The 24,079-nt window shown below is 38.9% G+C and carries 13 protein-coding genes and 1 tRNA gene; 11 read left to right on the top strand and 3 right to left on the bottom strand.

From position 1 onward, the window contains the following. Window positions 1-114: 114 nt before the first annotated feature. From IM793_RS13885 to feoB, 9 genes are all read left to right on the top strand, one after another. Window positions 115-2,436: an NADP-dependent malic enzyme gene (locus tag IM793_RS13885; RefSeq protein WP_193422278.1), complete on the top strand. Its 2,322-nt coding sequence runs from the start codon at window positions 115-117 to the stop codon at window positions 2,434-2,436. A 6-nt stretch (window positions 2,437-2,442) separates the two neighbouring features. Beyond that, window positions 2,443-3,027, top strand: a complete 585-nt coding sequence (ruvA, locus tag IM793_RS13880) for a Holliday junction branch migration protein RuvA (RefSeq protein WP_193422276.1) — start codon at window positions 2,443-2,445, stop codon at window positions 3,025-3,027. 11 nt (window positions 3,028-3,038) lie between these two features. Continuing rightward, entirely contained in the window at window positions 3,039-10,238 is a 7,200-nt protein-coding gene (gene sprA, locus IM793_RS13875) for a cell surface protein SprA (RefSeq protein WP_193422274.1), read from the top strand. Window positions 10,239-10,460: 222 nt separating this feature from the next. Further along, entirely contained in the window at window positions 10,461-10,841 is a 381-nt protein-coding gene (gcvH, locus tag IM793_RS13870; protein ID WP_121287404.1) for a glycine cleavage system protein GcvH, read from the top strand. 10 nt (window positions 10,842-10,851) lie between these two features. After that, window positions 10,852-11,253 (top strand): VanZ family protein, encoded by a 402-nt coding sequence (locus IM793_RS13865; protein ID WP_227256255.1) that lies wholly within the window; start codon window positions 10,852-10,854, stop codon window positions 11,251-11,253. A 258-nt stretch (window positions 11,254-11,511) separates the two neighbouring features. Continuing rightward, on the top strand, window positions 11,512-14,319 hold the full coding sequence (locus tag IM793_RS13860; RefSeq protein WP_193422272.1) for an outer membrane beta-barrel family protein: 2,808 nt from the start codon (window positions 11,512-11,514) through the stop codon (window positions 14,317-14,319). A 275-nt stretch (window positions 14,320-14,594) separates the two neighbouring features. Next, window positions 14,595-17,342, top strand: a complete 2,748-nt coding sequence (locus tag IM793_RS13855; RefSeq protein WP_193422270.1) for a TonB-dependent receptor domain-containing protein — start codon at window positions 14,595-14,597, stop codon at window positions 17,340-17,342. 97 nt (window positions 17,343-17,439) lie between these two features. Then, complete coding sequence (locus tag IM793_RS13850) at window positions 17,440-17,655, top strand: FeoA family protein (protein WP_055913318.1); 216 nt, start codon at window positions 17,440-17,442, stop codon at window positions 17,653-17,655. An 11-nt stretch (window positions 17,656-17,666) separates the two neighbouring features. After that, window positions 17,667-19,775, top strand: coding sequence for a ferrous iron transport protein B (feoB, locus tag IM793_RS13845; protein ID WP_370629787.1), 2,109 nt, complete (start codon window positions 17,667-17,669; stop codon window positions 19,773-19,775). A 690-nt stretch (window positions 19,776-20,465) separates the two neighbouring features. Here feoB and IM793_RS13840 read toward each other — a convergent pair. Beyond that, window positions 20,466-20,942 (bottom strand): Lrp/AsnC ligand binding domain-containing protein, encoded by a 477-nt coding sequence (locus IM793_RS13840; protein WP_025145395.1) that lies wholly within the window; start codon window positions 20,940-20,942, stop codon window positions 20,466-20,468. Between the two features lie 345 nt (window positions 20,943-21,287). Between IM793_RS13840 and IM793_RS13835 the strand changes: the two genes are divergently transcribed. Beyond that, window positions 21,288-21,432 (top strand) — tRNA-Asp (locus IM793_RS13835). A gap of 137 nt (window positions 21,433-21,569) precedes the next feature. Further along, the gene (locus IM793_RS13830) at window positions 21,570-22,583 is read left to right on the top strand and encodes a LacI family DNA-binding transcriptional regulator (RefSeq protein WP_193422268.1); all 1,014 of its coding nucleotides are present in this window, start codon (window positions 21,570-21,572) and stop codon (window positions 22,581-22,583) included. Between the two features lie 59 nt (window positions 22,584-22,642). Here the strand turns inward: IM793_RS13830 and frr are convergent, their stop codons facing one another. Together frr and pyrH are read right to left on the bottom strand one after the other, a co-directional pair. Further along, the gene (gene frr, locus IM793_RS13825; protein ID WP_121287415.1) at window positions 22,643-23,206 is read right to left on the bottom strand and encodes a ribosome recycling factor; all 564 of its coding nucleotides are present in this window, start codon (window positions 23,204-23,206) and stop codon (window positions 22,643-22,645) included. Between the two features lie 39 nt (window positions 23,207-23,245). Next, entirely contained in the window at window positions 23,246-23,950 is a 705-nt protein-coding gene (pyrH, locus tag IM793_RS13820) for a UMP kinase (RefSeq protein ID WP_086548079.1), read from the bottom strand. Window positions 23,951-24,079: the final 129 nt, after the last annotated feature.

Raw genomic sequence — 24,079 nt, 5'->3', positions numbered from 1 at the left:
TATTTGGCGTTACCGGCAGATTAGTTTCGCATCTGGTTTAATTTATGAACAGCTTTTTATTTTAAGCCTCATAAAAAGAATTGTACCTTTGCGGCGTCACTAATAAGTTACTTAATGAGTAATACGAATAGAAAGCAAGATGCGTTGGATTACCACTCGCAGGGCCGTCCCGGAAAGATACAAGTAGTACCTACTAAACCAACAACATCGCAAAGGGATTTAACCCTGGCATACTCTCCAGGAGTTGCAGAGCCTTGTTTAAAAATAGCAAACAATAAAGAGGATGTTTATAAATATACCGCTAAAGGTAATTTAGTTGCAGTAATCAGTAATGGAACAGCCGTTTTGGGGCTGGGCAACATCGGTCCTGAGGCAGGTAAACCGGTAATGGAAGGCAAAGGCCTGCTATTTAAAATATTCTCCGACATCGATGTGTTTGATTTAGAGTTGGATACCGAAAATGTAGATGATTTTGTAAAAATCGTTAAGGCTTTGGAGCCAACTTTCGGAGGGATCAATCTGGAAGATATTAAGGCCCCGGAGTGTTTCGAGATTGAGCGCCGTTTAAAACAGGAGATGAATATTCCTGTAATGCACGATGATCAGCATGGAACAGCCATTATTTCTGGAGCAGCATTATTAAATGCCTGCGAAATTCAAAAAAAGAAAATAGATAAAATCCAGGTTGTGGTGAGTGGCGCTGGTGCTGCTGCAGTTTCCTGCTCTAAAATGTACTTGAGTTTAGGGGTTAAAAAAGAGAATTTGGTGATGTTCGATATCAATGGATTAATTGATATCCACCGTACCGATCTGGATGATATTCGCATGAGCTTTGCGACTACCAGGAAAGGTATTTCTAATATTGGAGAGGCCATGAAAGGGGCTGATGTTTTTATTGGACTTTCAGCAGCAAACGTTATTTCTCCGGATATGTTGGTGGGAATGGCCAAAAACCCAATTGTTTTCGCGATGGCGAATCCAAATCCTGAAATTGCCTATGAAGTGGCAATTAAAACCCGTAAAGATCTGATCATGGCTACAGGTCGTTCTGATTATCCGAACCAGGTGAATAATGTACTGGGTTTTCCTTATATTTTCCGTGGAGCGCTTGATGTTAGGGCAACGAGTATTAATGAAGCCATGAAAATTGCTGCGGTTAGGGCAATTGCCGAACTGGCCAAAAAATCTGTTCCGGAAGCCGTTAACCTGGCCTATAATGCACGTAATTTAAAATTTGGACGTGATTATATCATTCCAAAACCTGTTGATTTCAGGTTAATTACCGAAGTATCAACTGCAGTAGCAAAAGCTGCAATTGAAAGTGGCGTAGCCAGAAAAATTATTACCGATTGGGATGCCTACAATGAAGAATTAAGGAAACGTTTAGGTTTGGATGATGCCATCATGAGGGCGGTAACGACCAAAGCGAAGATGGATCCTAAACGTGTGGTATTTGCAGAGGCTGATAACTATAAAATTTTAAAAGCTGCCCAGATTGTAAAAGATGAAAATATCGCCATTCCCATTCTTTTGGGGAATAAGGAGAAGATACAAGCCATTATTGATGAGCATGCGCTGGAGCTTGGGGGAGTAGAGATCATCGATCAGATGCAGAATCCTGAAAAAACCCAGCAATACGCAGAAGCACTTTTTAAAAAACGCCAACGCAAGGGAGTTTCTTCGATGCGTGATGCTACAAAATTATTGAGAGACCGTAACTATTATGGTGCTTCGATGGTGGAATTTGGCGAGGCCGATGCCATGATTTCGGGTCTGACCAAAAATTACGGTGCTACTATTAAACCTGCCCTTCAGGTGATCGGTGTAGAACCAGGCGTTAAGCGCGTTGCAGGTATGTACATGATGATGACCAAAAAAGGTCCTGTTTTCTTTGGCGATACCACTGTAAACGTAGATCCAACTGCAGAAGAGTTGGTGGATATCACGCTGTTGATCGATAAATCTGTTAAACAGTTTAACATCAAACCGCGTATTGCCTTATTATCATATTCAAACTTTGGTTCTAATGATGGAATAACCCCAAACAAAGTAAGGGAAACGGTAAGACTTCTTCACCAAAATCACCCTGAAATTGTGGTAGATGGAGAAATGCAGGGAAACTTTGCAATCAACAACGAACTATTACAAGATAATTTCCCATTTAGCACTCTGGCAGATGCCCCGGCCAACACTTTAGTGTTTCCAAATCTGGAGTCGGGAAACATTGCATACAAATTGTTACAAGAGCTTGGCGGTGCCGAAGCAGTGGGTCCGATCCTGCTAGGATTGAATAAACCTGTTCATATTGTTCAATTAGGTAGTTCTGTACGTGAAATCGTTAATATGGTTACCATAGCTGTTGTAGATGTGCAGGCAAAAGAAGAAATTGCAACATCGAAACGAAAAGGTATATTTGGGAAAACAACTAAAAAGTAATATTACATGTACGCCTATATTGATGGTAGATTGACATTTAAAAACCCAGCCTATGTTGTGGTTGAAGCCGGAGGTATAGGCTATCATATAAACATTTCATTAAATACATACAGCGCTTTAGGCGATGCAGAAAGGTGTAAATTATACACCTGGCTGCATGTAAAAGAAGATGCACATACATTATACGGCTTCGCTGATGAAGGCGAACGCCGTTTATTTTTACATTTAATTTCGGTATCGGGTATCGGACCGAATACAGGCAGGATGATTTTATCTTCCATCACCCCCGTTGAGATTCAAACTGCAATTGTTAAGGCAGATTTGCCGCTCATACAAAGGATTAAGGGTTTAGGTGTAAAAACCGCACAACGCCTGGTTTTAGAACTGCAGGATAAGCTAAAAAAAGAAGGTGCTGATTCTTTAATTTCTATGCCTCAGCACAATACCGTTAAAGATGAAGCGTTATCAGCATTGGTAATGCTCGGATTCGCCAAACAAACCGCCGAAAAAACTATAGACCAGATATTAAAAGTGACAGAGGGAAGCCTTTCGGTAGAGCAACTAATTAAACAAGCTTTGAAAACTTTATAGATTTAACGCCTTTGAATAGAATATCTACATTTCTGTTTCTCATTCCTCTTTTTTTAATTGCTTCTCAAACCACTTATGCTCAAGTTGTTCCAAGCAAAACGGATACTATTAAACCAAAAAATAATTTTAGTCTACGGGAAAAAGAACGTTTAGGGCTTAGTCCGGCAGTTAATCCATTTTATCCGTCACCTAGTAATTTAAAGCGTGTTGTAGAATACGATGCAAAAAACAGGCGTTATGTTGTTAAAGAACTCATCGGCGAAAACTTCGTTCTCAATACCCAATACCTTACCATTGATGAGTACCAAAGGCTGGTAAACAGTGAAATAAAAAGGGGTAACTGGCGTAGCATTTCTAATGCTGAAGTGAGCGACTATAGAAGCACCGGTATTATTCCGAAGATTCAGGTAAACAGTAAAGCTTTTGAAAAACTTTTTGGAGGCACAACGATTGATATTCAGCCCCGCGGTGAGGCCGAGCTTACTTTTTTAGGAAGGGTAAATAAAAATGAAAATCCGCTTTTTAACGAAAGACAGAGGGTACAAACCAATTTCGATTTTAACCAAAGGATCCAGATGGACCTGGTTGGAAATATTGGAACCAAGCTAAAAATAAAAAGTAACTATAATACAGAAGCGCAGTTTGATTTTGAAAACCAAATCAAACTGGATTATACAGGCGGTGTAGATGATATTATTCAAAAAATAGAAGCCGGTAATGTGAGTTTGCCTTTAAATACCTCATTGATTACTGGAACACAGGCGCTTTTTGGGATAAAAACACAACTAAAATTCGGGCGTTTAAACGTAACGAGTGTTTATACCCAACAAAAATCACAATCCAGAGAGATTAAAATTACCAATGGGGCACAGCAAAATACCACTACGGTAAATATCGATAGCTACGAAGCCAATAAACACTATTTTCTGTCGCAATATTTTAGAAATAACTATAACAAAAACCTGGCTAACGCACCTATCATTACCTCTCCGATCCAGATTACCAAAATTGAAGTTTGGATTACCAATAAAGCAGGAAATACCACCGACTCCAGAGATGTATTGGGTTTGATGGATTTAGGCGAAAACGTTCCTTTTAACAATAATTTAATTACCGGAGGTACTTCTGGTCTACCGGCAGGAACTACCGCTACTGGTTTTCCACAGCAATCAAACAACCTGATCTCTCAATTAAATGCTTATCAGGGTGGTGCTATCAGGCAGACAAACTCTAATGCTGTCCTTTCTTTCTTCCAAACAACGCCAGCTAACAGTAGCAATACCGATAATTTTGCTAAACTGGTTTATGCGAGGAAGTTAACAGATCGCGAATTTACTTTTCAGCCACAACTGGGTTATTTGTCGTTAAATAATCCGCTAAATGCCGATGAGGTTTTAGCAGTTGCCTACCGCTATACCTATAACGGGGTGGAGTATCAGGTGGGTGAGTTTTCTACCGATGTTTCTTTTGATGCGGCTAATCCAAAAGTGCTTTATGCCAAATTGCTAAAGAACGAAACCACTAAGATCCAGCTGCCAACATGGGATCTGATGATGAAAAATATTTACTCTATAGGCGGATATCAGATCAGTAGTCAGAATTTTAAACTTGATATTTACCGTATTGATAACGAAACAGGTGTTGATAATCCGGTAATGACCGAAGGTCAGAATACGGCTAATAAACAGTGGATTGCCCTAACCGAATTCGATCGTTTAAATCAGCAGAATGAGCGGAGACCCGATGGGGTTTTCGATTTCGTGGCTGCAAACAATGCTTTTGGATCTTATTCTACGGCAAGCAATGCCAACCAGGCCAGTATGTTCGGTACGGGCAGCAATGGGCAGACCTCATTGGTTACCAATACCAATTCGGGTTATATCACTATCGATCCTGCAAATGGGAGGATTATTTTCCCTGTGATTGAACCATTTGGTAAAGATCTGGCTGCAAAGTTTTTGCCAAGCGAACAGGCATTAATCAATAAATATACGTTTACCGCGCTTTACGATTCAACACAAACCATCGCCAGGCAGCTGTTTCAAAACCAGAACAGGTATACCATTAAGGTAAACTACCAATCTGATATTTCTTCTGAGTTCAGCTTAAATGCCATCAATGTTCCGGAAGGATCGGTAAAGGTTTTTGCCGGAACAATGCCACTAACAGAAGGAGTGGATTTTACGGTCGATTATCAGGGTGGACGTGTAAGTATCATCAATCAGGCACTTTTGGTATCTGGTCAACCGATTAGAATTACCACAGAAAACAGTGAAACCTTTGGCTTGCAACAGCGGTCGCTTTTCGGAACCCGTTTAGATTATCGTGTAAACAATAAACTAAACCTGGGGGGTACGATCATGAACCTGACCGAAAAACCTTTAACCCAAAAGGTAAACATCGGTGAAGAACCCATCTCGAATACCATTTGGGGAGCAGATATTAACTATAGCTCACCCTCACGGTTTTTAACAAAACTGGTTGATAAACTTCCTTTTATTTCAACTAAAGCACCATCAAGTGTAACGTTTTACGGTGAATTTGCTCAACTGATACCCGGTCACCCAAGGGCGCTTAATTTTGCCGGCAGTAAAAATGGGGTAAGTTATTTAGATGATTTTGAAGCATCGAGATCGGTAATCGATTTAAAGAGTGCCATTGCCTGGCAGCTGTCTGGTACGCCACAGCTTTTCTCAGAGTTTGATAAATCCAATGATTTATCTTATGGTTACAATCGGGCAAGAATTGCATTTTATAATATCGATCCAACTTTTTATAATTCGGCGGCATCTACCACTCCGGCCAATATCAGGGGCAACCGGGGGGAACTTTCCAATCATTATGTGAGAGAGGTGATTGAGCAGGAGGTTTTTCCTTTTAAGGAAACGGCAACCGGGCAAGCCTTAAACCTTACCACTTTGGATGTAGCCTTTTATCCAACCGTTAGAGGACCTTATAATTTCCGTACCACTGATTTTAGGCCAGATGGAAGTTTGTTGCAACCCAGAAATAATTGGGGAGGTTTTCAGCGGAAGATTGAAACAAACGATTTTGAAGCGCTAAATGTTGGCTTTATCGAATTTTGGGTAATGGACCCATTTATTTATAAGCCGAATTCGGCAGGTGGAGATATCTATTTCAATCTGGGGAATATTTCGGAAGATATTCTTAAAGATGGAAGAAAATCTTTAGAAAATGGTTTGCCCGCAACGAACGATCCGGGCAAATACGATGAAACCGTTTGGGGACGCGTGCCGAAATTACAACCCGTTGTACAGGCTTTCGATAACAATGCCAATTCGCGCAGAGCACAGGATGTAGGTTTGGACGGATTATCTGATGCTGATGAAAAAGTAAAATTTGCTGCCGCAATCAATCAGATCAAATCGCAGCTAAACGCTACAGCTTCAACTGCTCTTGATGCCGATCCATCATCAGATAATTATACTTATTTCAGGGGGCCCGCATTAGATCAGATTAATGCAGGTATTCTTAAACGTTATGAAAAATATAACGGAACTGAAGGGAACTCTAAAACCTCGCAGCAATCGCAGGAAGAATTAGGACTTGAAAATTCTGCTTCCACTTCTTTACCCGATGGGGAAGACATCAACCGCGATAATAACATGACGCAAAGTGATGAGTATTTTCAGTATAAAGTTTCGATGCGCCCGGGAGATTTAAATGTTGGACAAAATTTTATTACCGATAAAGTAACGTCGCAGGTAAAACTGGCCAATGGAAATACGCAGGCTGTTTCATGGTATCAATTCAGAATTCCGATTAGCCAGTATCAAGATCGGGTAGGTGGTATCCAGGATTTTAAATCTATCCGTTTCTTTAGGATGTTTATGACCAATTTTGCTGATACTGCTGTTATGCGTTTCGCGAAGTTACAATTGATCCGAGGGGAATGGAGGGAGTACAATGCATCGAACCAGGCCGCACAAGTAATCGTAGAGCCATCTTTGCCCGCACTTACGCCTGATAATTCTACTATTGAAGTATCGACAGTAAATATCGAAGAAAATGGAAAACGTTCACCAATTCCATATGTTACGCCCCCTGGTATTCTTCGTGAGCGTGACTATAGCAACTATCGTGGTGATACCCGTTTAAATGAGCAATCACTATCCGTTATCGTAAAATCGTTAAGAGATGGCTATGGTAGAGGTGCATTTAAAACAGCCTATAGCGATTTCAGATCTTACAAACATTTAGAGATGTTTATTCATGCTGAGGCGGTAAATAATCAGATTTTAAATGATAATGATGTTGCTGGATTCTTAAGAATCGGAACTGATAACCAGGATAATTATTATGAATATGTAATCCCGTTAAAGGTGACCAATCCTGGTACAAGTGATCCTGATGCCATTTGGCCGGAAGCCAACAGAATGGATATTGATTTAATGCTTTTTCAAAATGCAAAGTTAGCCCGTAATGTTGCCAGGCAAGCTAACGGACAACCATGGCCTACAAATGTACCATTTACCTATACCGACGGAACGAGAACGATCGTCGTTAAAGGGCAACCTGATATGAGCAAAGTTAGGGTATATATGGTGGGTGTTAAAAATCCGCTCCGTGCCGCCAATGATGAACGTAATGATGATGGGCTTGATAAAAATGCGCTGGTTTGGTTTAATGAATTAAGATTAACTGAATTCGATGAAAGAGGTGGTTGGGCAGCTACCGGAAGATTGAATTTAAAATTAGCCGATTTTGCCGATGTAAATATTTCCGGAAGTAAATCTACCATCGGTTTTGGTTCGATCGATTCGAAAGTGAGCGAGCGGAACCGTGCAGATAATGTATTGCTTGATGTTTCTTCTGCAATGGAATTAGGCAAGTTTCTGCCGCAAAAATCTGGGGTGAAAATCCCGATGTTTGTGAGTTATTCTAAACAGGTTTCCACTCCGCAATACAATCCAAGGACACCAGATATCGAGCTTAAAAATGCTTTGGAGCAATCTACAAAAGAACAAAAAGATTCGATTTTAAATTTTGCACAGGATTATACCGTTCGAAGAGGGATAAACTTTACCAATGTTAGAAAAGAACGGACCAATAACAGTAAACCTGTCCGCCTTTGGGATATTGAGAATTTTGCTGCAAGTTATGCTTATACTCAATATAATCATCGCGATTTTATTAATCAAAGCAGTATTCAGAATACCTATAGGGCATCGTTACAGTACAGTTATAGTAAAGAAGCGAAAACGATAGCGCCGTTTGAAAAGATCATAAAATCCAACATGCTAGCCTTATTAAAGGATTTTAACTTCAGTATTTTTCCAAGTGCGATTAATTTCAGGATTGATGTAGACCGCTTATATTCAGAAAATACCTTACGGAATAACGATCCAAATAATACCATCGGGCTTTACCAGAGTGGTTATGGTACTACCTTTAACAAAAACTTTACCATGAGCCGGGTTTATGGTATCGCATGGAACCTTACCCGTTCGCTACAGTTAGATTTTAATGCCACAAATTATTCGATCATTGATGAACCGGATGGACGAATTGACGGCATGAAACGCGATACTGTTTGGCAAAACTTAAAACGCTTAGGACGTACAACCGATTATAACCACAATTTAAACGTAACCTATAATTTACCAATTGATAAAATACCAGGGCTAAACTGGGTTTCCGTAAAAACCCGTTATGGTACCAACTTTAACTGGCAAACCGAACCGCTTTCTACCTTACTGGATCCAAATATTAATTTGGGTAATACCGTACAAAACAGCAGGACTGTACAGGTGAACCCAACGTTAAACCTGACTACGTTGTACAACAAATTTGGCTTTATCAGAAATGCTGGTAATGATCAGGATGGTAACAAGGCGAAGAACTTTTTTGTCAACATTTTAACCAGTTTAAAAAACGTTAATGCCAGTTTCGTACAAACTAAAGGTATTTTTCTCCCTGGTTATTTGCCAACCACGAAGTATTTCGGTATCGACAATGCAACGGGGGCACCAGGTTTGGGTTTTGCTTTTGGTAGTCAGCGGGATATCAGAGATATGGCCTTGAATAATGGCTGGTTAACAACCGATACATTACAGAACCAATTGTATGTAAATACTTTAAGAGAGGATTTTCAATTTACCGGTTTACTAGAGCCTTTTAAAGATCTACGGATTACTTTAAAAGCCAATAAAGCACAAACAAGAAACTTTTCTACAAATTTCAGGTACGTGGCCAGCGTATCCTCGTTCGAGAATCTGAGTGCAATTACCACGGGCGATTATAGCGTATCGTACATCGCTTTGGGTACGGCATTTAAAGAAAGTAATTCCACCATTATTTCAGGACTATTTAATCAGTTTATGGCCAATAGGATAATTATTTCCAGAAGGCTGGGTGCTGAAAACCCAAATTCGGGCGGCATTAATGGAGGTTATGCTGATGGTTATAGTAAGGAGAGCCAGGACGTAATTATCTCTGCTTTTATGGCTGCTTATTCAGGTAAAGATGCAGATAAAACGAAAATGAATGCTTTCCCTAAAATACCGCTTCCAAATTGGAGCCTAACTTATAGCGGCTTAACACGGATTCCTTTTATTGCCGATAAATTTTCATCTGTCGATATCCGTCATGGCTATCGTTCGGCCTATAATATTAATGGCTTTAACTCATTATTGCGTTACCAGGAAACTAATGGTGCCGTGAGTAGTAGGGATGTAAATAATAACTTTTTACCAGAATACCAGTTTGCTCAGGTAACCATTTCAGAATATTTTTCTCCCTTGGTTGGCGTTGATACGAGGTTTAAAAATAACCTGACCGCTTCTTTCGAATTAAACCGTTCACGTTTGTTGGGACTTAGCCTATCAAACAGTCAGTTGGCACAGTTATCAGAAAATAACATGGTTTTGGGATTGGGTTACCGTACCAACAAATTCCGTTTCCCATTTGGGTGGTTTAAGAGCCTGAAAATGGATAACAACATGGATTTCAAGTTAGATGTAGCTATCCGCGATAATAAAACGGTGATTTACCGTGCCGATGTTACCGAAGCCGAGGTTTCTTCAGGGGCAAAAAACATTACGCTTAGACCAAGTGTCGATTATGTGTTAAACCAGAAGTTTAATGTCAAGTTATTTTACGATTCGAATATTACCAAACCTTATACCTCACAAACTTTTAATACCTCATTTAGTAATTTCGGTTTTAGTTTAAGGTTTACACTGAATTAATAAATAAGTGGCTTATACAGGTAGTGCCTGATTGGGAAGCTATGAACGAAAAGCAGGAGTGAAACCTTTTCTGGAAGTTAATTTGCCAGGCATTGCGATATGTGAAAGTAAATTGTATTTTTGGAGCGTAAATGATAGAAACGCTTAAACGCTTGCAGTTATGCCTGCAAGCCTGATAAAGCAACGAACTTTAAATAACTTATTTTCAAAATATATAAAATAATGAATTTTCCATCAGAATTAAAGTACACTAAAGACCACGAGTGGGTTAGAGTTGAAGGTAATGAAGCTTATATTGGCGTAACTGATTTTGCGCAACGCGAATTGGGCGATATCGTTTATGTTGATATTAACACTGTAGGTAGCGAGGTAGCTAAAGAAGAAGTTTTTGGTACTGTAGAAGCTGTTAAAACGGTATCTGATTTATATATGCCAGTTACCGGAACAGTATTGGAAGTTAATGCTGAATTAAACGATAATCCAGAATTGGTTAACTCTGATCCTTATGGACAAGGATGGATGGTAAAAGTATCTTTAGCTGATTTAGCTGAAGTAGATGGTTTGTTAACAGCAGCAGCTTACCAGGAACTGGTAGGAGCCTAATTCTAATATTTTGTACAAAACACTAAAACAGCAAAAATGGGCCATTCTTTGGACAATTGTTGTTTTGGTGTTTTGTAATATGCACATTTCCGATTCTGTTGGAAAAAGTGGCTTTTTCTTCGAAGGTTTTGATAAAATGACCCATATGGGCTTTTTCTTTGTTTTATCTATCCTACTTTTCTATGGTAAAATAAAATACCAGCATACCTACGCTTTCAGAACCCTAACCATTTTTAAGGTTTTACTGGTCAGCGCCATCATCGGCGGCGGAATTGAACTATTACAATGGAAAGTTTTTACCTATCGCTCTGCAGAATGGTGGGATTTTGGCTGTGATATGTTAGGCGCATCAATGGCGGTTTTTAGTTATGTATTGCTCCATAAGTTAAATTTCAATGATAAGAAAAGTTAGCATCATCTGTGTAATCGCGGCTATAGGTTTAAGCGGCTGCAGTATTTTTAAAAAGAACTGTAATTGCCCGAAAGTGTATTATAACAGCTATCCTTCAACGCAAAAATAATCCTCTTACCGATCAATTTCCTGTTTGATCTGACGACCTTCCTCAGGCTGTATTTAAAATGTTACCAAGCTTTTAATACACCTTAACAAACCTTTTGGCTTTTCTACAGTCTGATAGCTTAGTTTATATTATAATATCTAATTTTTTTGATGAAAAGAAACGTTCAGCGGGCAATATTCATTGTTCTTCTATTTTGTGGTTACATCGCCCAGGCTCAAAATACTGGTTCGATAAGCGGAAAAGTAATTAACGCGAAAGATAAAAAGCCGGTTGATTTTGCTACAATCGCAATTAAGAGTTTAAAAGATTCGAGTGTTGTGGCATCCGGTCAAACCAATCCTGACGGAAGCTTTAGCTTTAAAGCCATAGCTCCGGGTAAGTATAGAATTTATTCCGCCTTTTTAGGTTTAAAAACAGCAACCAAAGATATAGAAGTGGCTAAGGCAGCAGTAAATGCCGGCGAAATTGCCATGGGTGATGATGGAGTTGACTTAAATACAGTTAACGTAACCGCTACTATCCCGATTGTGGTAAAGAAAGATACTTTAGAGTTTGATGCCAAATCGATTAAAGTGCGCGAAAATGCCGTGGTAGAAGATCTCTTGAAAAAGGTGCCAGGGGTTGAAGTAGCAAAAGATGGCAGTGTTAAAGCCCAGGGCGAAACCATTACCAAAGTAAAGATTGATGGTAAAGAGTTTTTTGGCAATGATCCATTATTGGCGACTAAAAATCTTCCGGCTGATATGGTTGATAAGATCCAGGTAATTGATGAACTTTCTGAACAGGCCCAGTTTACCGGTATTGATGATGGAACAAGAAACAAGATCTTAAATATCACTACTAAAAATGGTATGAAACATGGTTATTTTGGTAACAGTACTGTAGGTTATGGTTCTGACGATCGTTATGATGCCAGCTTGAACGTAAACAAATTTGATGATGATAGGCAGATCAGCTTTATCGGTCAGTTTAACAATGTGAATAAGCAGAATTTTGGTCAGGGCGGGGGTGTAGGTAATGGATTTGGAGGTGGGGGCGGCCGTGGTGGATTTGGTGGTGGAGGTGGAGCAAGTTCCGGCGGCGGAAATGGTGGAATCACCACCACCAATGCAGCAGGTTTAAACTTTGCCGACACCTATAAAGACGGCACCCAGTTTCAGGCCAGTTATTTCTTTAATAAAGCAATTTCTGAAAATATCCAGAACTCCAACACCCAAAACCTTGCAGGAGGTACGAATAACATTGCTGAAGCTATAAATAATACTTCCGACAGAATTAACCATCGCTTCAATTTCATGGTCGATACCAAGATAAATCCATCTTTGTCTATTAAAATACAGCCCAACGTGGCTTATACCGAAACAGATGGGAGCAATTTGAATAGTTATACCAGAACGCTTGATGACGGCTCAACTGTTGGTACGCAAAGGAATACCACAACTGCTGCTACACCTACCTTTAGCAATAATTTACTGATCCGCAAAAGTTTTAAACGCAGAGGCCGTACGCTATCATTGAATGTGAACACCAGCATAAACGATAACGACGGTACAAACCTTAACTACAGGAACGACAAAATTACGGAGGGAATAACAACAAGAGACACCATTACCAATCAGTTGAATAATACAAACAGCCATTCCATAAATAATACCACAAGGCTTGTTTATACTGAACCAATAAATAAAACCCTAAGCGTAGAGGTTAATTATCAGAATAGTTATTCAAATAGCGATTCACAAAGAGATGTATTTAATTACAATCCGTTAACTCTGCAATTCGACCTCGTAGATAATGCATTTTCGAATATCTACAACAACCGTACTTTAACCAATGCTGCAGGAGTAAGTTTGACTACAACTGAGAAAAAATACAACTGGAATATCGGAGTAGCCGCACAACAAACCAACAGGGTAAATAGCAATTTAACCACAGGTTTAAAACGTACGCAGAATTTTATCAATATTACTCCATCGGCGCAGTTCAGGTATAATTTTAGTAACCGTAAACGTTTGTTCATTAATTACAGGGGCTCTACCTCACAACCAACTATCGATCAGATTCAGCCGATTCTGGATAATACAAACTCTCAGACCATTTATATAGGTAATCCGTCATTAAAACCATCGTTCAATAACCAGTTGAGGATCAACTTTAATAATTTTAATATCGAAAATGGCCGGTTTTTCTTTGCAGGTTTAAATCTTACCCAAACCTTTAATGCCATTGGAAATACTGTTGTGCCTTTGTCAGGAGGTGTTCAACAGGTAAGTTACATCAATGTGGATGGCGTTTATGCGGGTAATGCCAATGCCACTTGGTCTTTACCCTTAATGGCAGAGCGTAAGCTAACGCTGAATATTTCTGGAAACGGATCGTATAGTAGAAATGTGAATTTTATTGCAGGACAAGGGATTTCCGATCTGGTAAAAAATGTAACCAATAGTTATACCATTTCAAACGGGTACAAATTGGTAACCAACGTTGATAAATTCGATTTAACTGGAGGTATAACCGGAAGCTATACCAACTCTACGTTTTCTGCAAGGCCATCATCCAATACGCAGTATTACACCATTAATCCAAGTTTTGATGTGAGTTATGTATTGCCAGCCAATATCAGATTAGCAATAGATATCGATTATTTCAGGAATTTTGGCGGTGGTGATCTATTTAACCAGGAATATACCATTCTTAACCCTTACATCAGCCGTCAGTTTTTTAAAAACAGAGGAACATTTAAATTTTCTATAAATGATGCGCTTAACCAAAACACTGGTGTAAGCAGAACTGCTACTGGAACTTCGATAGTTGATTTAACTACCAATGTATTAAGACGTTATTATATGTTCTCATTCACCTATTCGTTAACGCGTATAGGTGGTAGAAACATAAGTGGCGATATGCAGATGCCAGGCCAACGCGGTAATGGTGGTGGTCAGCGCCCAAGAATGTAATACTTGCTGTAATCTATCATTCTTCGATATATCGTCATTTCGACCGTAGTGGAGAAATCTAAAAGGATGCTTAAGATTTCTCCATTTCGTTGCACTCCAGTCGAATTGACGATTTTACTTTAGAAAGTTCCGGTTTTATCCGGGTCTTTTCTTTTATAGCCACAGTGTTTTATGATTAAATGTACAATTGACATTTATGTATTTCAAATGTTACTCAAGGCAAATAAACCTTTATAAAAGTACGCTGTCTCTATGTTATAAGGCAAACTAACCGAATGAAACACATTTTTACGCTCCTTCTTATTTTATCATCTTTTTATGTTTACGCCCAGCAAACGGGTTCAGTTAGCGGAAGGGTAATTCAATCAAAGGATAAAAAACCAATTTATTATGCTTCTTTGGCTGTTAGAAATCTGGCAGACTCAAGCATGGTAGGCGCTGTAAGTACCACAGAAGATGGGAAGTTTGTTTTTAAAGGTTTAAAACCTGGTGCTTACAGGTTGTACGCTGCATTTTTGGGCTTAAAAAATACCACTAAAGATTTTACCATCTCAGCAGATAAACCTGATATCATCCTGGACGATATTGTTTTAGAAGGAGGAGCAATCGATCTTCAAACGGTAGATATTAAAGCAGAAATTCCGCCAATTGTGGTAAAAAAGGATACGCTCGAGTTTAATGCAAGTTCCTTTAAAGTAGTAGAGAATGCTGTAGTAGAAGATTTGTTAAAGAAATTGCCAGGAGTAGAGGTAGATAAAGCCGGTACAGTGAAAGCCCAGGGCGAAACCATTACCAAAGTTAAGGTAGACGGAAAAGAGTTTTTTGGGAATGATCCTTTATTGGCCACTAAAAACCTTCCTGCAGATATGATCGATAAAATTCAGATTATCGATGAACTTTCCGATCAGGCACAGTTTACCGGAATTGATGATGGATCAAGAACCAAAATCATCAATATTACCACCAGAAAGGAAAAGAAAAACGGCTATTTCGGGAACAGTTCTGGAGGTTATGGATCTAACGATCGTTATGATGTAAATGCGAACATTAATCATTTTAATCAGGATAAACGATTGAGTGTAATTGCCCAGTTTAATAATGTGAACAAACAAAATTTTGGTGGCGGTCTGGGCGGCGGAAATAGCGGTCGTGGTGGAATTACCGATACCAAAGCCGGTGGATTTAATTTCTCGGATGTGTATGCCGACCAGACGGAAGTGAATTTGAGTTATTTTGTGAATAAATCTGATAACCTGACCCTCAGGAACAGCGTAACCCAAAACCTGTTGGGCGATGTAACAACGATTTTTAATAATAACCAGACCAATAATTCAGATCGTTTAAACCACCGCTTAAACTTTATGATCGATACCAAAATCGATTCGCTAACCTCACTTAAAGTGCAGCCCAATTTAAGTTATACCGATAACGAGAGCCTAAACAGCAGTATTTATACGCGCGATTTTGGCACCTATAACACAAGTGGATCACAGCGATTAACCAATCACAATACAGCGCCCGCTATCAGTAATAATATATTGTTACGCAAGAAGTTTATGCGCCGTGGAAGAACATTGTCGCTTAATTTTAATACGAACATTAATAATAACGACGCCAATAATTATAATTACAATTCCGAAACGCGTGAAAAAGACAGTGTTAAAACGGTAAAAATTATTAACCAGCTCAATGATCAGGTAAGCGAATCTATTAGTCAGAATACCCGGTTGGTTTATACTGAGCCTCTGAATAAAACCCTGAGCCTTGAGTTTAATTACCAGAACGGCTATAGCCATAATACTTCTGATCGTTTTACTTACGACTTCAACCCGGCTACGCTGAACTATGATTTACTGAATGATTCATTAAGTAACGTTTACGAAAATACCACCTTAACCAATACAGCTGGATTCAGTTTTAATAAAATGGCCAAAAAATACAACTGGAATGTGGGGATGGCCGTTCAGAATACCGATCGCAAAAACAATAATATTACCCAGGGATTCGTATTAAAACAGAACATATTTAACTATACGCCTTCTGCTATGTTCAGGTATAATTTTAGCAATAGCAAGCGTTTGGTTTTCAATTACCGTGGTAGTACCAATCAGCCTACCATACAACAGTTGCAGCCTATTCCCAATAATACCAATACACAAAGTATCCCATTGGGTAACCCCAATTTAAAACCCGAATTTAACAATAGCCTGCGTATTGCTTACAACACTTTTACGGTAGGAAAAAACAGGTCGTTATTTGTCAATATAAACATGACCCAGACTTCCAATAAAATTGCAAATAGCAGCAGTTTAATCGAAAGCGGGGTTAACCAGGGTAAATTTGCAGTACTGCCCATAAACGTAAATGGTGTTTATTCCGGGTCGTTATCCTCCTCATTAAGTTTGCCTATCATGGCAGAAAATAAGCTTAATTTTCATATCAACATCAGTAGCAACTATGATAGAGACGTAAACTTTACCAATACCTTAAAAAATATCACCAATAGCTGGTCGATTAACAATGGTTACCGTTTGGTTTCCAATTTGGATAAGCTCGATTTAACCGCAGGCGTTAGTGGCTCAATTAACCGGGCAACTTACTCGGTTCAACCTAATTCTAATACGCGCTATTATACCTTCAGTCCCAATATTAGTATCAGCTATATGTTTCCGGGCGATATCCGCTGGTCAGTAGATGCAGATTATAACCAGAATACAGGTAGGGGAGAGAATTTCGATACCTACTTTACTTTGGTTAATTCGTACCTGAGTAAACAATTTTTTAAAAACCGTGGCACTTTCAAAGCTGCTGTAAACGATTTGCTGAACGAAAACCAGGGCGTAAGTCGCACGGCCAACAACAACACTATCCGTGATGAAAGCTACAACGTATTGCAGCGTTATTTTATGTTTTCATTTACCTATTCTTTAAACCGTATGGGCGGTAAAAACCGCATAATAGGAAACGAGGAAGGCGGCAGAGGCCGAGGGGGTAACGGTGGTGGTGGCAGACAGCGAAACTAGATCATTTTAGGGTAAAAGCACTGTAATTTATATCCATACCCGAGTATCTTATTTGGAATAAATCTAAAGAAAGGTTAACTTGCGCCAAATTTAGCACATGAAGCTGTCGCACCTAAAAGTTGGAGAAAAAGGAACAATTGTAGCTTTTACAGATTTAGATATGTCTGTAAAGTTAATGGAGATGGGCTGCTTGCCAGGTGAGGTGGTAGAGGTAGAGCGTTTTGCTCCACTGGGCGATCCTATGGCAATCCGTGTAGCTGGTTATCAGCTTTGCTTGCGTAAAAGCGAAGCCGATGTTATCATTATTCAATAAAAAAGCTGGGTTTGGATATTAAAGTTGCGTTAGTTGGTAATCCCAATACAGGTAAATCTACTTTATTTAATCGTTTAACAGGGTTAAATCAAAAAATTGGAAATTTTCCGGGTATCACTGTCGATAAGAAAACAGGTTTTACTAAACTTGCTGATGGTAAAGAAGCAGAGGTCATCGATTTACCAGGAACATATAGCTTATATCCGAAAAGTGCTGATGAAAGCATCGTTTTTCAAGTACTTGCCGATAAAAAAAACAATAGCCATCCTGATGTTATTGTGCTCATTGCCGATGCTTCTAATTTAAAGCGCAATATGCTTTTGTATTCGCAAGTGGCAGATTTAGGTATCCCAATGATTTTGGCCTTGAATATGATAGACCTTTCTACGAAGCAAGGAATTGAGATTAATCTGGATAAATTGGCTGAAAAACTGGGCATTCAGGTGGTTTCCATTTCAGCACGAAACAATATCGGAATTGATAAACTGAAACAGGCCATTGCCAATACCAATAAAATTGCCACACAGTTTCAGGATATTGATGTGAATTTTCTGGCTCCGGAAGCGATTAACGCCATAAAATCGAAACTCAATTCTGATAACGATTATTATGCGTTGCAGGTGCTGCATCAGCATGAACACTTAACTTTCTTTACCGAAAAAGAGCAGGAAGAAATTGAACAGATAGAACAATCTCACCATTTTGAATCTTCGAAGGTGCAGGCTGCAGAAACTATTGCCCGATATAAACAGCTCAGCACCATTTTATCTGATGTGGTTATTGACAGTGGGACAGAAAAGAAATTTTCTTTCAGTGATAAATTAGATGCTATTTTAACCCATAAAATATGGGGATTTGCCATTTTTCTGCTTATTCTTTTTGTAATTTTTAATGCCATATTTGCCTGGTCATCCTATCCAATGGACTGGATTGAGACTGGTTTTGGTTTTATTACCAGCGTTGGGCACGAATATTTGCCGGCAGGCATGCTTACCGATTTGTTGTTGGATGGTATAATTGCAGGTTTAGGTGGTATTTTTGTTTTTATTCCACAGATTGCAATTCTTTTCGCCTTCATATCCATTTTAGAAGATACAGGTTATATGGCCCGTGTTACCTTTATGATGGATAAAATTATGAGCAAGGTTGGCCTTAATGGTAAATCGGTAGTACCGATGATCGGTGGTTTAGCCTGTGCTGTTCCATCTATTATGGCTGCCCGGAATATCGAAAACTGGAAGGATAGAATGATTACCATCATGGTTACCCCATTGGTAAGCTGCTCGGCAAGGCTTCCGGTATATATCCTGATTATTTCCTTAATTATCCCTTCGCAAACGGTTTTGGGTGTTTTTAACCTTCAAGGACTGGCGCTAATGGTGATGTATCTGGTAGGTATTATCGCTGCGGTATTGGTGGCATGGGTAATGAAATTCATTATCAAAACCAAAGAAAGATCTTATTTCATCATGGAACTTCCGGTCTACCGCATGCCAAGGTGGAAAAATGTGTTTTATACCATGTACGAAAAATCGAAAACCTTTGTTTTCGAAGCTGGGAAGGTTATTATCGCCATTTCGATTATTCTTTGGGTAATGGCCTCTTTCGGACCTGGAAACCGCTTTGAAAGCATTGATAAAAAGTACGAGTCTGTTCTTAATGATAAGACTAAAAATACAGATCACATTAAAACCCTGGTGGCTACCGAGAAATTGGAAAACTCTTATGTAGGTATTCTTGGCCATTGGATCGAGCCTGCAATTCGCCCTTTGGGTTACGACTGGAAGATTGGTATTGGTTTAATTACCTCTTTTGCTGCCCGCGAAGCCTTTGTGGGTACAATGGCAACTATTTATAGTGTTGATGGCGGTGATGAAGATACCTCGACCATTAGAGAACGCATGTCGGCTTCGGTTAATAACCGCACCGGCTTGCCTGTTTACACTTTTGCTACAGGTATTTCTTTGATGCTTTTTTATGCTTTTGCCATGCAATGCATGAGTACAGTAGCTATAGTTTACCGCGAAACCAAAGGCTGGAAATGGCCGGTAATCCAATTGGCTTACATGACGGCTATGGCTTATATTGCTGCGCTGGTTGCGTACCAGTTGTTGAAGTAGCTCAATCTTTTCTTGGGGTGTCATCTTGAGAGTTAATTTATTTTATAAAATCAGTATAAATAACGGTGGGTTAAGGAGGTAAATGGTCTCGAAGTTTCGTCATTTCGGCCGTAGTGGAGAAATCTTTTAAATTAGTTGAGGGGCGTTGTTAAAAAACATTATCATTATTTGGCTTGGGAGAGCAGCACCTGTACAACTATTTTGGTTTTCTCCTGCTTTCCGTTTTATCCCGATGAAACCTGTGGAACAAGCAAGCACACCATAAAAGCAAAAAAAAAGTGCTTAAATCGGGATGTTCACTCCAATCAGGTCTAGGTGGCTAGGTCAGTGGTGCTATTTTTGGCTGGATGCTTAACCTGCATAAACCACTATACTATCAATAACCTAATATAATAGTTTTTCCGCGCACCTTTTTAGTCTCACCCTGAGCTGAGCGGAAGGGTCAAGCAAATTGCTATTTATTGGCACAAATCTTTGTTTCTAAACCCGGTAGTAGCGGCAGCCCCCGATTCTTCATCGGGGTTAGAGCGCATAACGGGGCTACTGTTTCCGAAACCCTACTGCACGTTCATTTTCAAATAAAATCATTAAAGGTTTTTACCATATAAGATATATAAGGTCATCCAGGTTCAGGTATGATTACACAGATTGTGGCCTTTCACCTTTAATCTTCTGCTTTAGTCTTTCCGCTTACCCTAATTCAATCTGCCGCTTAATGCTTTCTTCTAATGATATTAAAGTCTCCGTACGTTGAATACCATTCACGGCCTGTATTTCTTCGTTTAAAACATGGCGTAAATGATTGGTATCTCTGCAGATGATTTTGGCAAACATACTGTAGGCACCCGTGGTATAATGCAATTCTACCACTTCTTTAATTTTGCTTAATTGTGCAACCGCATCCTTATACTGGATTCCTTTTTCCAGGTAAATACCTAAAAAGGCGCAAATATCATATCCGGCCTTTTGCGGATCAATGATGAGATGAGAGCCCTTAATAATGCCCATTTCCTGCAGTTTCTTCATCCTAACGTGTATCGTTCCACCTGAAACAATCAGATCTTTAGCGATTTCTGTATAGGGTTTAGTGGCATCCTGCATCAATTGTTTTAATATGTCGATGTCGAGGTTGTCAATTTCTAAATTGGAATTGTCTTTTTTAAGCATATTTTTGAATTATGATAAGCGAATTTACGAATATTTATCAATATTATAAAAATAAAATTAAATGTTTAAAATATTTGCAAGGTATTGGTTGTTCCTTTACATTTGTATCAAGCAATTAACAAAAAGGAAACGTTCTTTCAGAATTGCATAACATAATGTAGGGTGGTGAAACAGGCAGACACACCTCCTTGTCTCGGTGGCGGAGAATAATGGGAATATACCGGTTTCGGTACTAACCACTCCTTGAAGGTTCGATTCCTTCCCCTACAGCGGCTTTAGTCCTAAGTCAAGAGTCGATAGTCTTTAGTAGACTTACGACTGCAGACTTTGGACTAAGGACTATAATGTTGGGTGGTGAAATTGGCAGACACGCCTCCTTGTCTCGGTGGTGGGGAATAATGGGACAAACGCAGTTTATTGGGTTGACCACAAATTAATTTTTTGAACTGTAGCTAACTACCCCTTGAAGGTTCGACTCCTTCCCCAACAGCATTTTTTATGAATAATAAGTTAGTTAATTGAGCAATCCTGGATAGGTTGCTCTTTTTCTTTTTTAAGGCCTTTACATTTTAATAGATATATTCCTATATTACCAGTTCAATTTATTCTAACTGTGTAATGCCTGTAATGAAAAAACGAGTATCCATAAAAGATATCGCTAAACAATTAAATATTTCCATTACAACCGTATCGTTTGTAATTAATGGGAAAGCAAGAGAAAAAAATATCAGCGAATCGCTTACCAAAAAAGTTTTAGAACTGGTTGCTGAATTAAATTATCAGCCCAATACCCTTGCTACAAGTTTAAGAACAGGCAAAACAAAAATTATAGGTTTCTTGGTTGATGACATTTCTGAACCTTTTTTCTCTGGTATTGCACGCCAAATTGATGAAATTGCCTCGAGCCTTGGTTATAAAATCCTTTTTAGCAGCACCAGAAACGATACCGAGAAAGCAATAGAACTGTTGCAGATTTTTAAAGACAGGCATGTTGATGGCTATATTATGGCCTTGCCTGAGGGATTGGAAGAAGAAGTTAAAAAATTGATTCAAACAGATGCTCCGGTAGTACTTTTCGATCGGTATGTACCGGATGTTAAAACGGATTATGTAATAATTGATAATTTAAGCAGCACCTACGAAGCTACTGAGCACCTCATTAAAAATAATTACAAAAAAATAGGATTTGTAACCATTGATACTTTACAACAACAGATGGTAGACCGTTTGGCTGGTTACGAAAGTGCTGTTGAAAAATATGATCTGCCGGCAATTGTAAAGAAGATAAAATATGTAAACTCTGCTGAATCAATTGAGGAGATGATCAAGTTTTTTAAAGAGAAACAACTTGATGCGGTAGTTTTTGCAGCTAACTATATTTGCCTGGATGGTTTAAGAACTTTTAGAAAATTAGGTATTCAGATCCACAAAGATATAGCTGTTGTTTCTTTCGATGATTTCGAAATCCTGGAGTTTTGCGAGCCTCCGGTTACAGCTATTGCACAGCCTCTTGAAGCCATTGCAGAAAACGTAATGAAAATTTTAATAAACAAGCTTAAAAGAGCAGGAAAGCCTGTTGAAAACACGCAGGTATCGTTACCTACCATCTTAAACGTTAGAGGCTCAAGCGCAAAGAAATAAAGTAATAAAAAAGGGAATAGATTTAAGTCTATTCCCGCTCTGATTGTATGTTGTACAGATTAAACTGTCATTACATCTTTTTCTTTAGCTTCAGCATGTTTGTCAACCTTGATGATATAGGCATCGGTTAATTTTTGTACTTCGCCTTCACCGGTTTTAATTTCGTCATCAGAAACACCTTCACCTTTCAGTTTTTGGATTTTGGTATTGGCATCCTTACGGATGTTACGAACGGTAATGCGGCCCCTTTCGGCTTCCTCCTTAACTTTTTTCACCAGGTCTTTTCTCCGCTCTTCTGTTAAAGGCGGTACAACCAGGCGGATAACAATACCGTCATTTTGCGGATTGATACCAATATTAGCTACCTGAATAGCTTTTTCGATTGCAGTTAAAAGTGATTTTTCCCAAGGCTGGATTACGATTGTTCTGGCATCAGGTGTATTAATACTGGATACTTGTGATAGTGCTGTAGCTGCGCCATAATAATCTACGAAAATACCATCCAACATTCCAGCTGATGCTTTTCCAGCTCTGATTTTAGTTAATTCAGATTCACAATGATCGATTGCTCTATCCATTGCAGATTGAGCATCCATTAATTGTAATTGTATGAGGTCGTTCATAATTGTGTGTATTTCTACAAAAATAATAATTTTTATTCCTTATTTAACCAGGGTTCCAATAGGTTCGCCATTAGCGATTTTCATGAAATTGCCATGTTTGTTCATATCAAACACAATAATCGGCACTTGGTTTTCTTCGCAAAGGGTAAAGGCTGTCATATCCATTACATTCAGGCCTTTATCATAAACTTCTCTGAAAGAAATTTCTTCGTATTTAGTGGCTAACGGATCTTTTTCAGGATCCGCGGTATAAATTCCATCAACACGTGTTCCTTTTAAAACAACATCAGCTTTGATTTCGATAGCACGTAAAGCTGCAGCAGAATCGGTGGTGAAGTATGGGTTTCCGGTACCTGCACCAAAAATAACCACACGACCTTTTTCTAAATGTCGAACAGCCCTTCTGCGAATAAATGGTTCGCAAATCTGTTCCATTTTAATGGCAGTAAGTAAACGTGTTTTAATACCCACTTTTTCTAACGCATCTTGCAAGGCCATAGAGTTGATAACTGTTGCCAACATGCCCATATAATCAGCCTGTGCCCTGTCCATCCCACTTTTTTCGGCGCTTAAACCCCTAAAAATATTCCCTCCTCCAATTACGATTGCGATTTCTAAACCTTTATCGTGTACAGCTTTGATATCTTCAGCGTATTGTTTAACGCGTTCATTATCAATTCCATATTGTTTGTCGCCCATTAGCGATTCTCCGCTAAGTTTTAATAGGATGCGTTTGTATTTCATGACCTCAAAAATATTAACAATTTTTTAATACCGAGCTATGCTTTTTAATAATTGATGTAAATTGTTTATTGGATTTAATCTGCAAACAATAAAAGCTCCTGTTATAGAGCTTTTATTGTGAAAAGATAT

Source organism: Pedobacter sp. MR2016-19 (assembly GCF_014947265.1).
Taxonomy (GTDB): Bacteria; Bacteroidota; Bacteroidia; order Sphingobacteriales; family Sphingobacteriaceae; genus Pedobacter.
Note: the sequence above shows the minus strand (reverse complement) of the source record. Positions and strands in the feature narration are given on the sequence as shown.

Coding starts and splice junctions, on each gene's coding strand:
- IM793_RS13885 (WP_193422278.1), top strand. CDS start 115: ATGAGTAATACGAATAGAAAGCAAGATGCGTTGGATTACCACTCGCAG.
- ruvA (WP_193422276.1), top strand. CDS start 2,443: ATGTACGCCTATATTGATGGTAGATTGACATTTAAAAACCCAGCCTAT.
- gcvH (WP_121287404.1), top strand. CDS start 10,461: ATGAATTTTCCATCAGAATTAAAGTACACTAAAGACCACGAGTGGGTT.
- IM793_RS13860 (WP_193422272.1), top strand. CDS start 11,512: ATGAAAAGAAACGTTCAGCGGGCAATATTCATTGTTCTTCTATTTTGT.
- IM793_RS13855 (WP_193422270.1), top strand. CDS start 14,595: ATGAAACACATTTTTACGCTCCTTCTTATTTTATCATCTTTTTATGTT.
- IM793_RS13850 (WP_055913318.1), top strand. CDS start 17,440: ATGAAGCTGTCGCACCTAAAAGTTGGAGAAAAAGGAACAATTGTAGCT.
- IM793_RS13840 (WP_025145395.1), bottom strand. CDS start 20,942: ATGCTTAAAAAAGACAATTCCAATTTAGAAATTGACAACCTCGACATC.
- IM793_RS13830 (WP_193422268.1), top strand. CDS start 21,570: ATGAAAAAACGAGTATCCATAAAAGATATCGCTAAACAATTAAATATT.
- frr (WP_121287415.1), bottom strand. CDS start 23,206: ATGAACGACCTCATACAATTACAATTAATGGATGCTCAATCTGCAATG.
- pyrH (WP_086548079.1), bottom strand. CDS start 23,950: ATGAAATACAAACGCATCCTATTAAAACTTAGCGGAGAATCGCTAATG.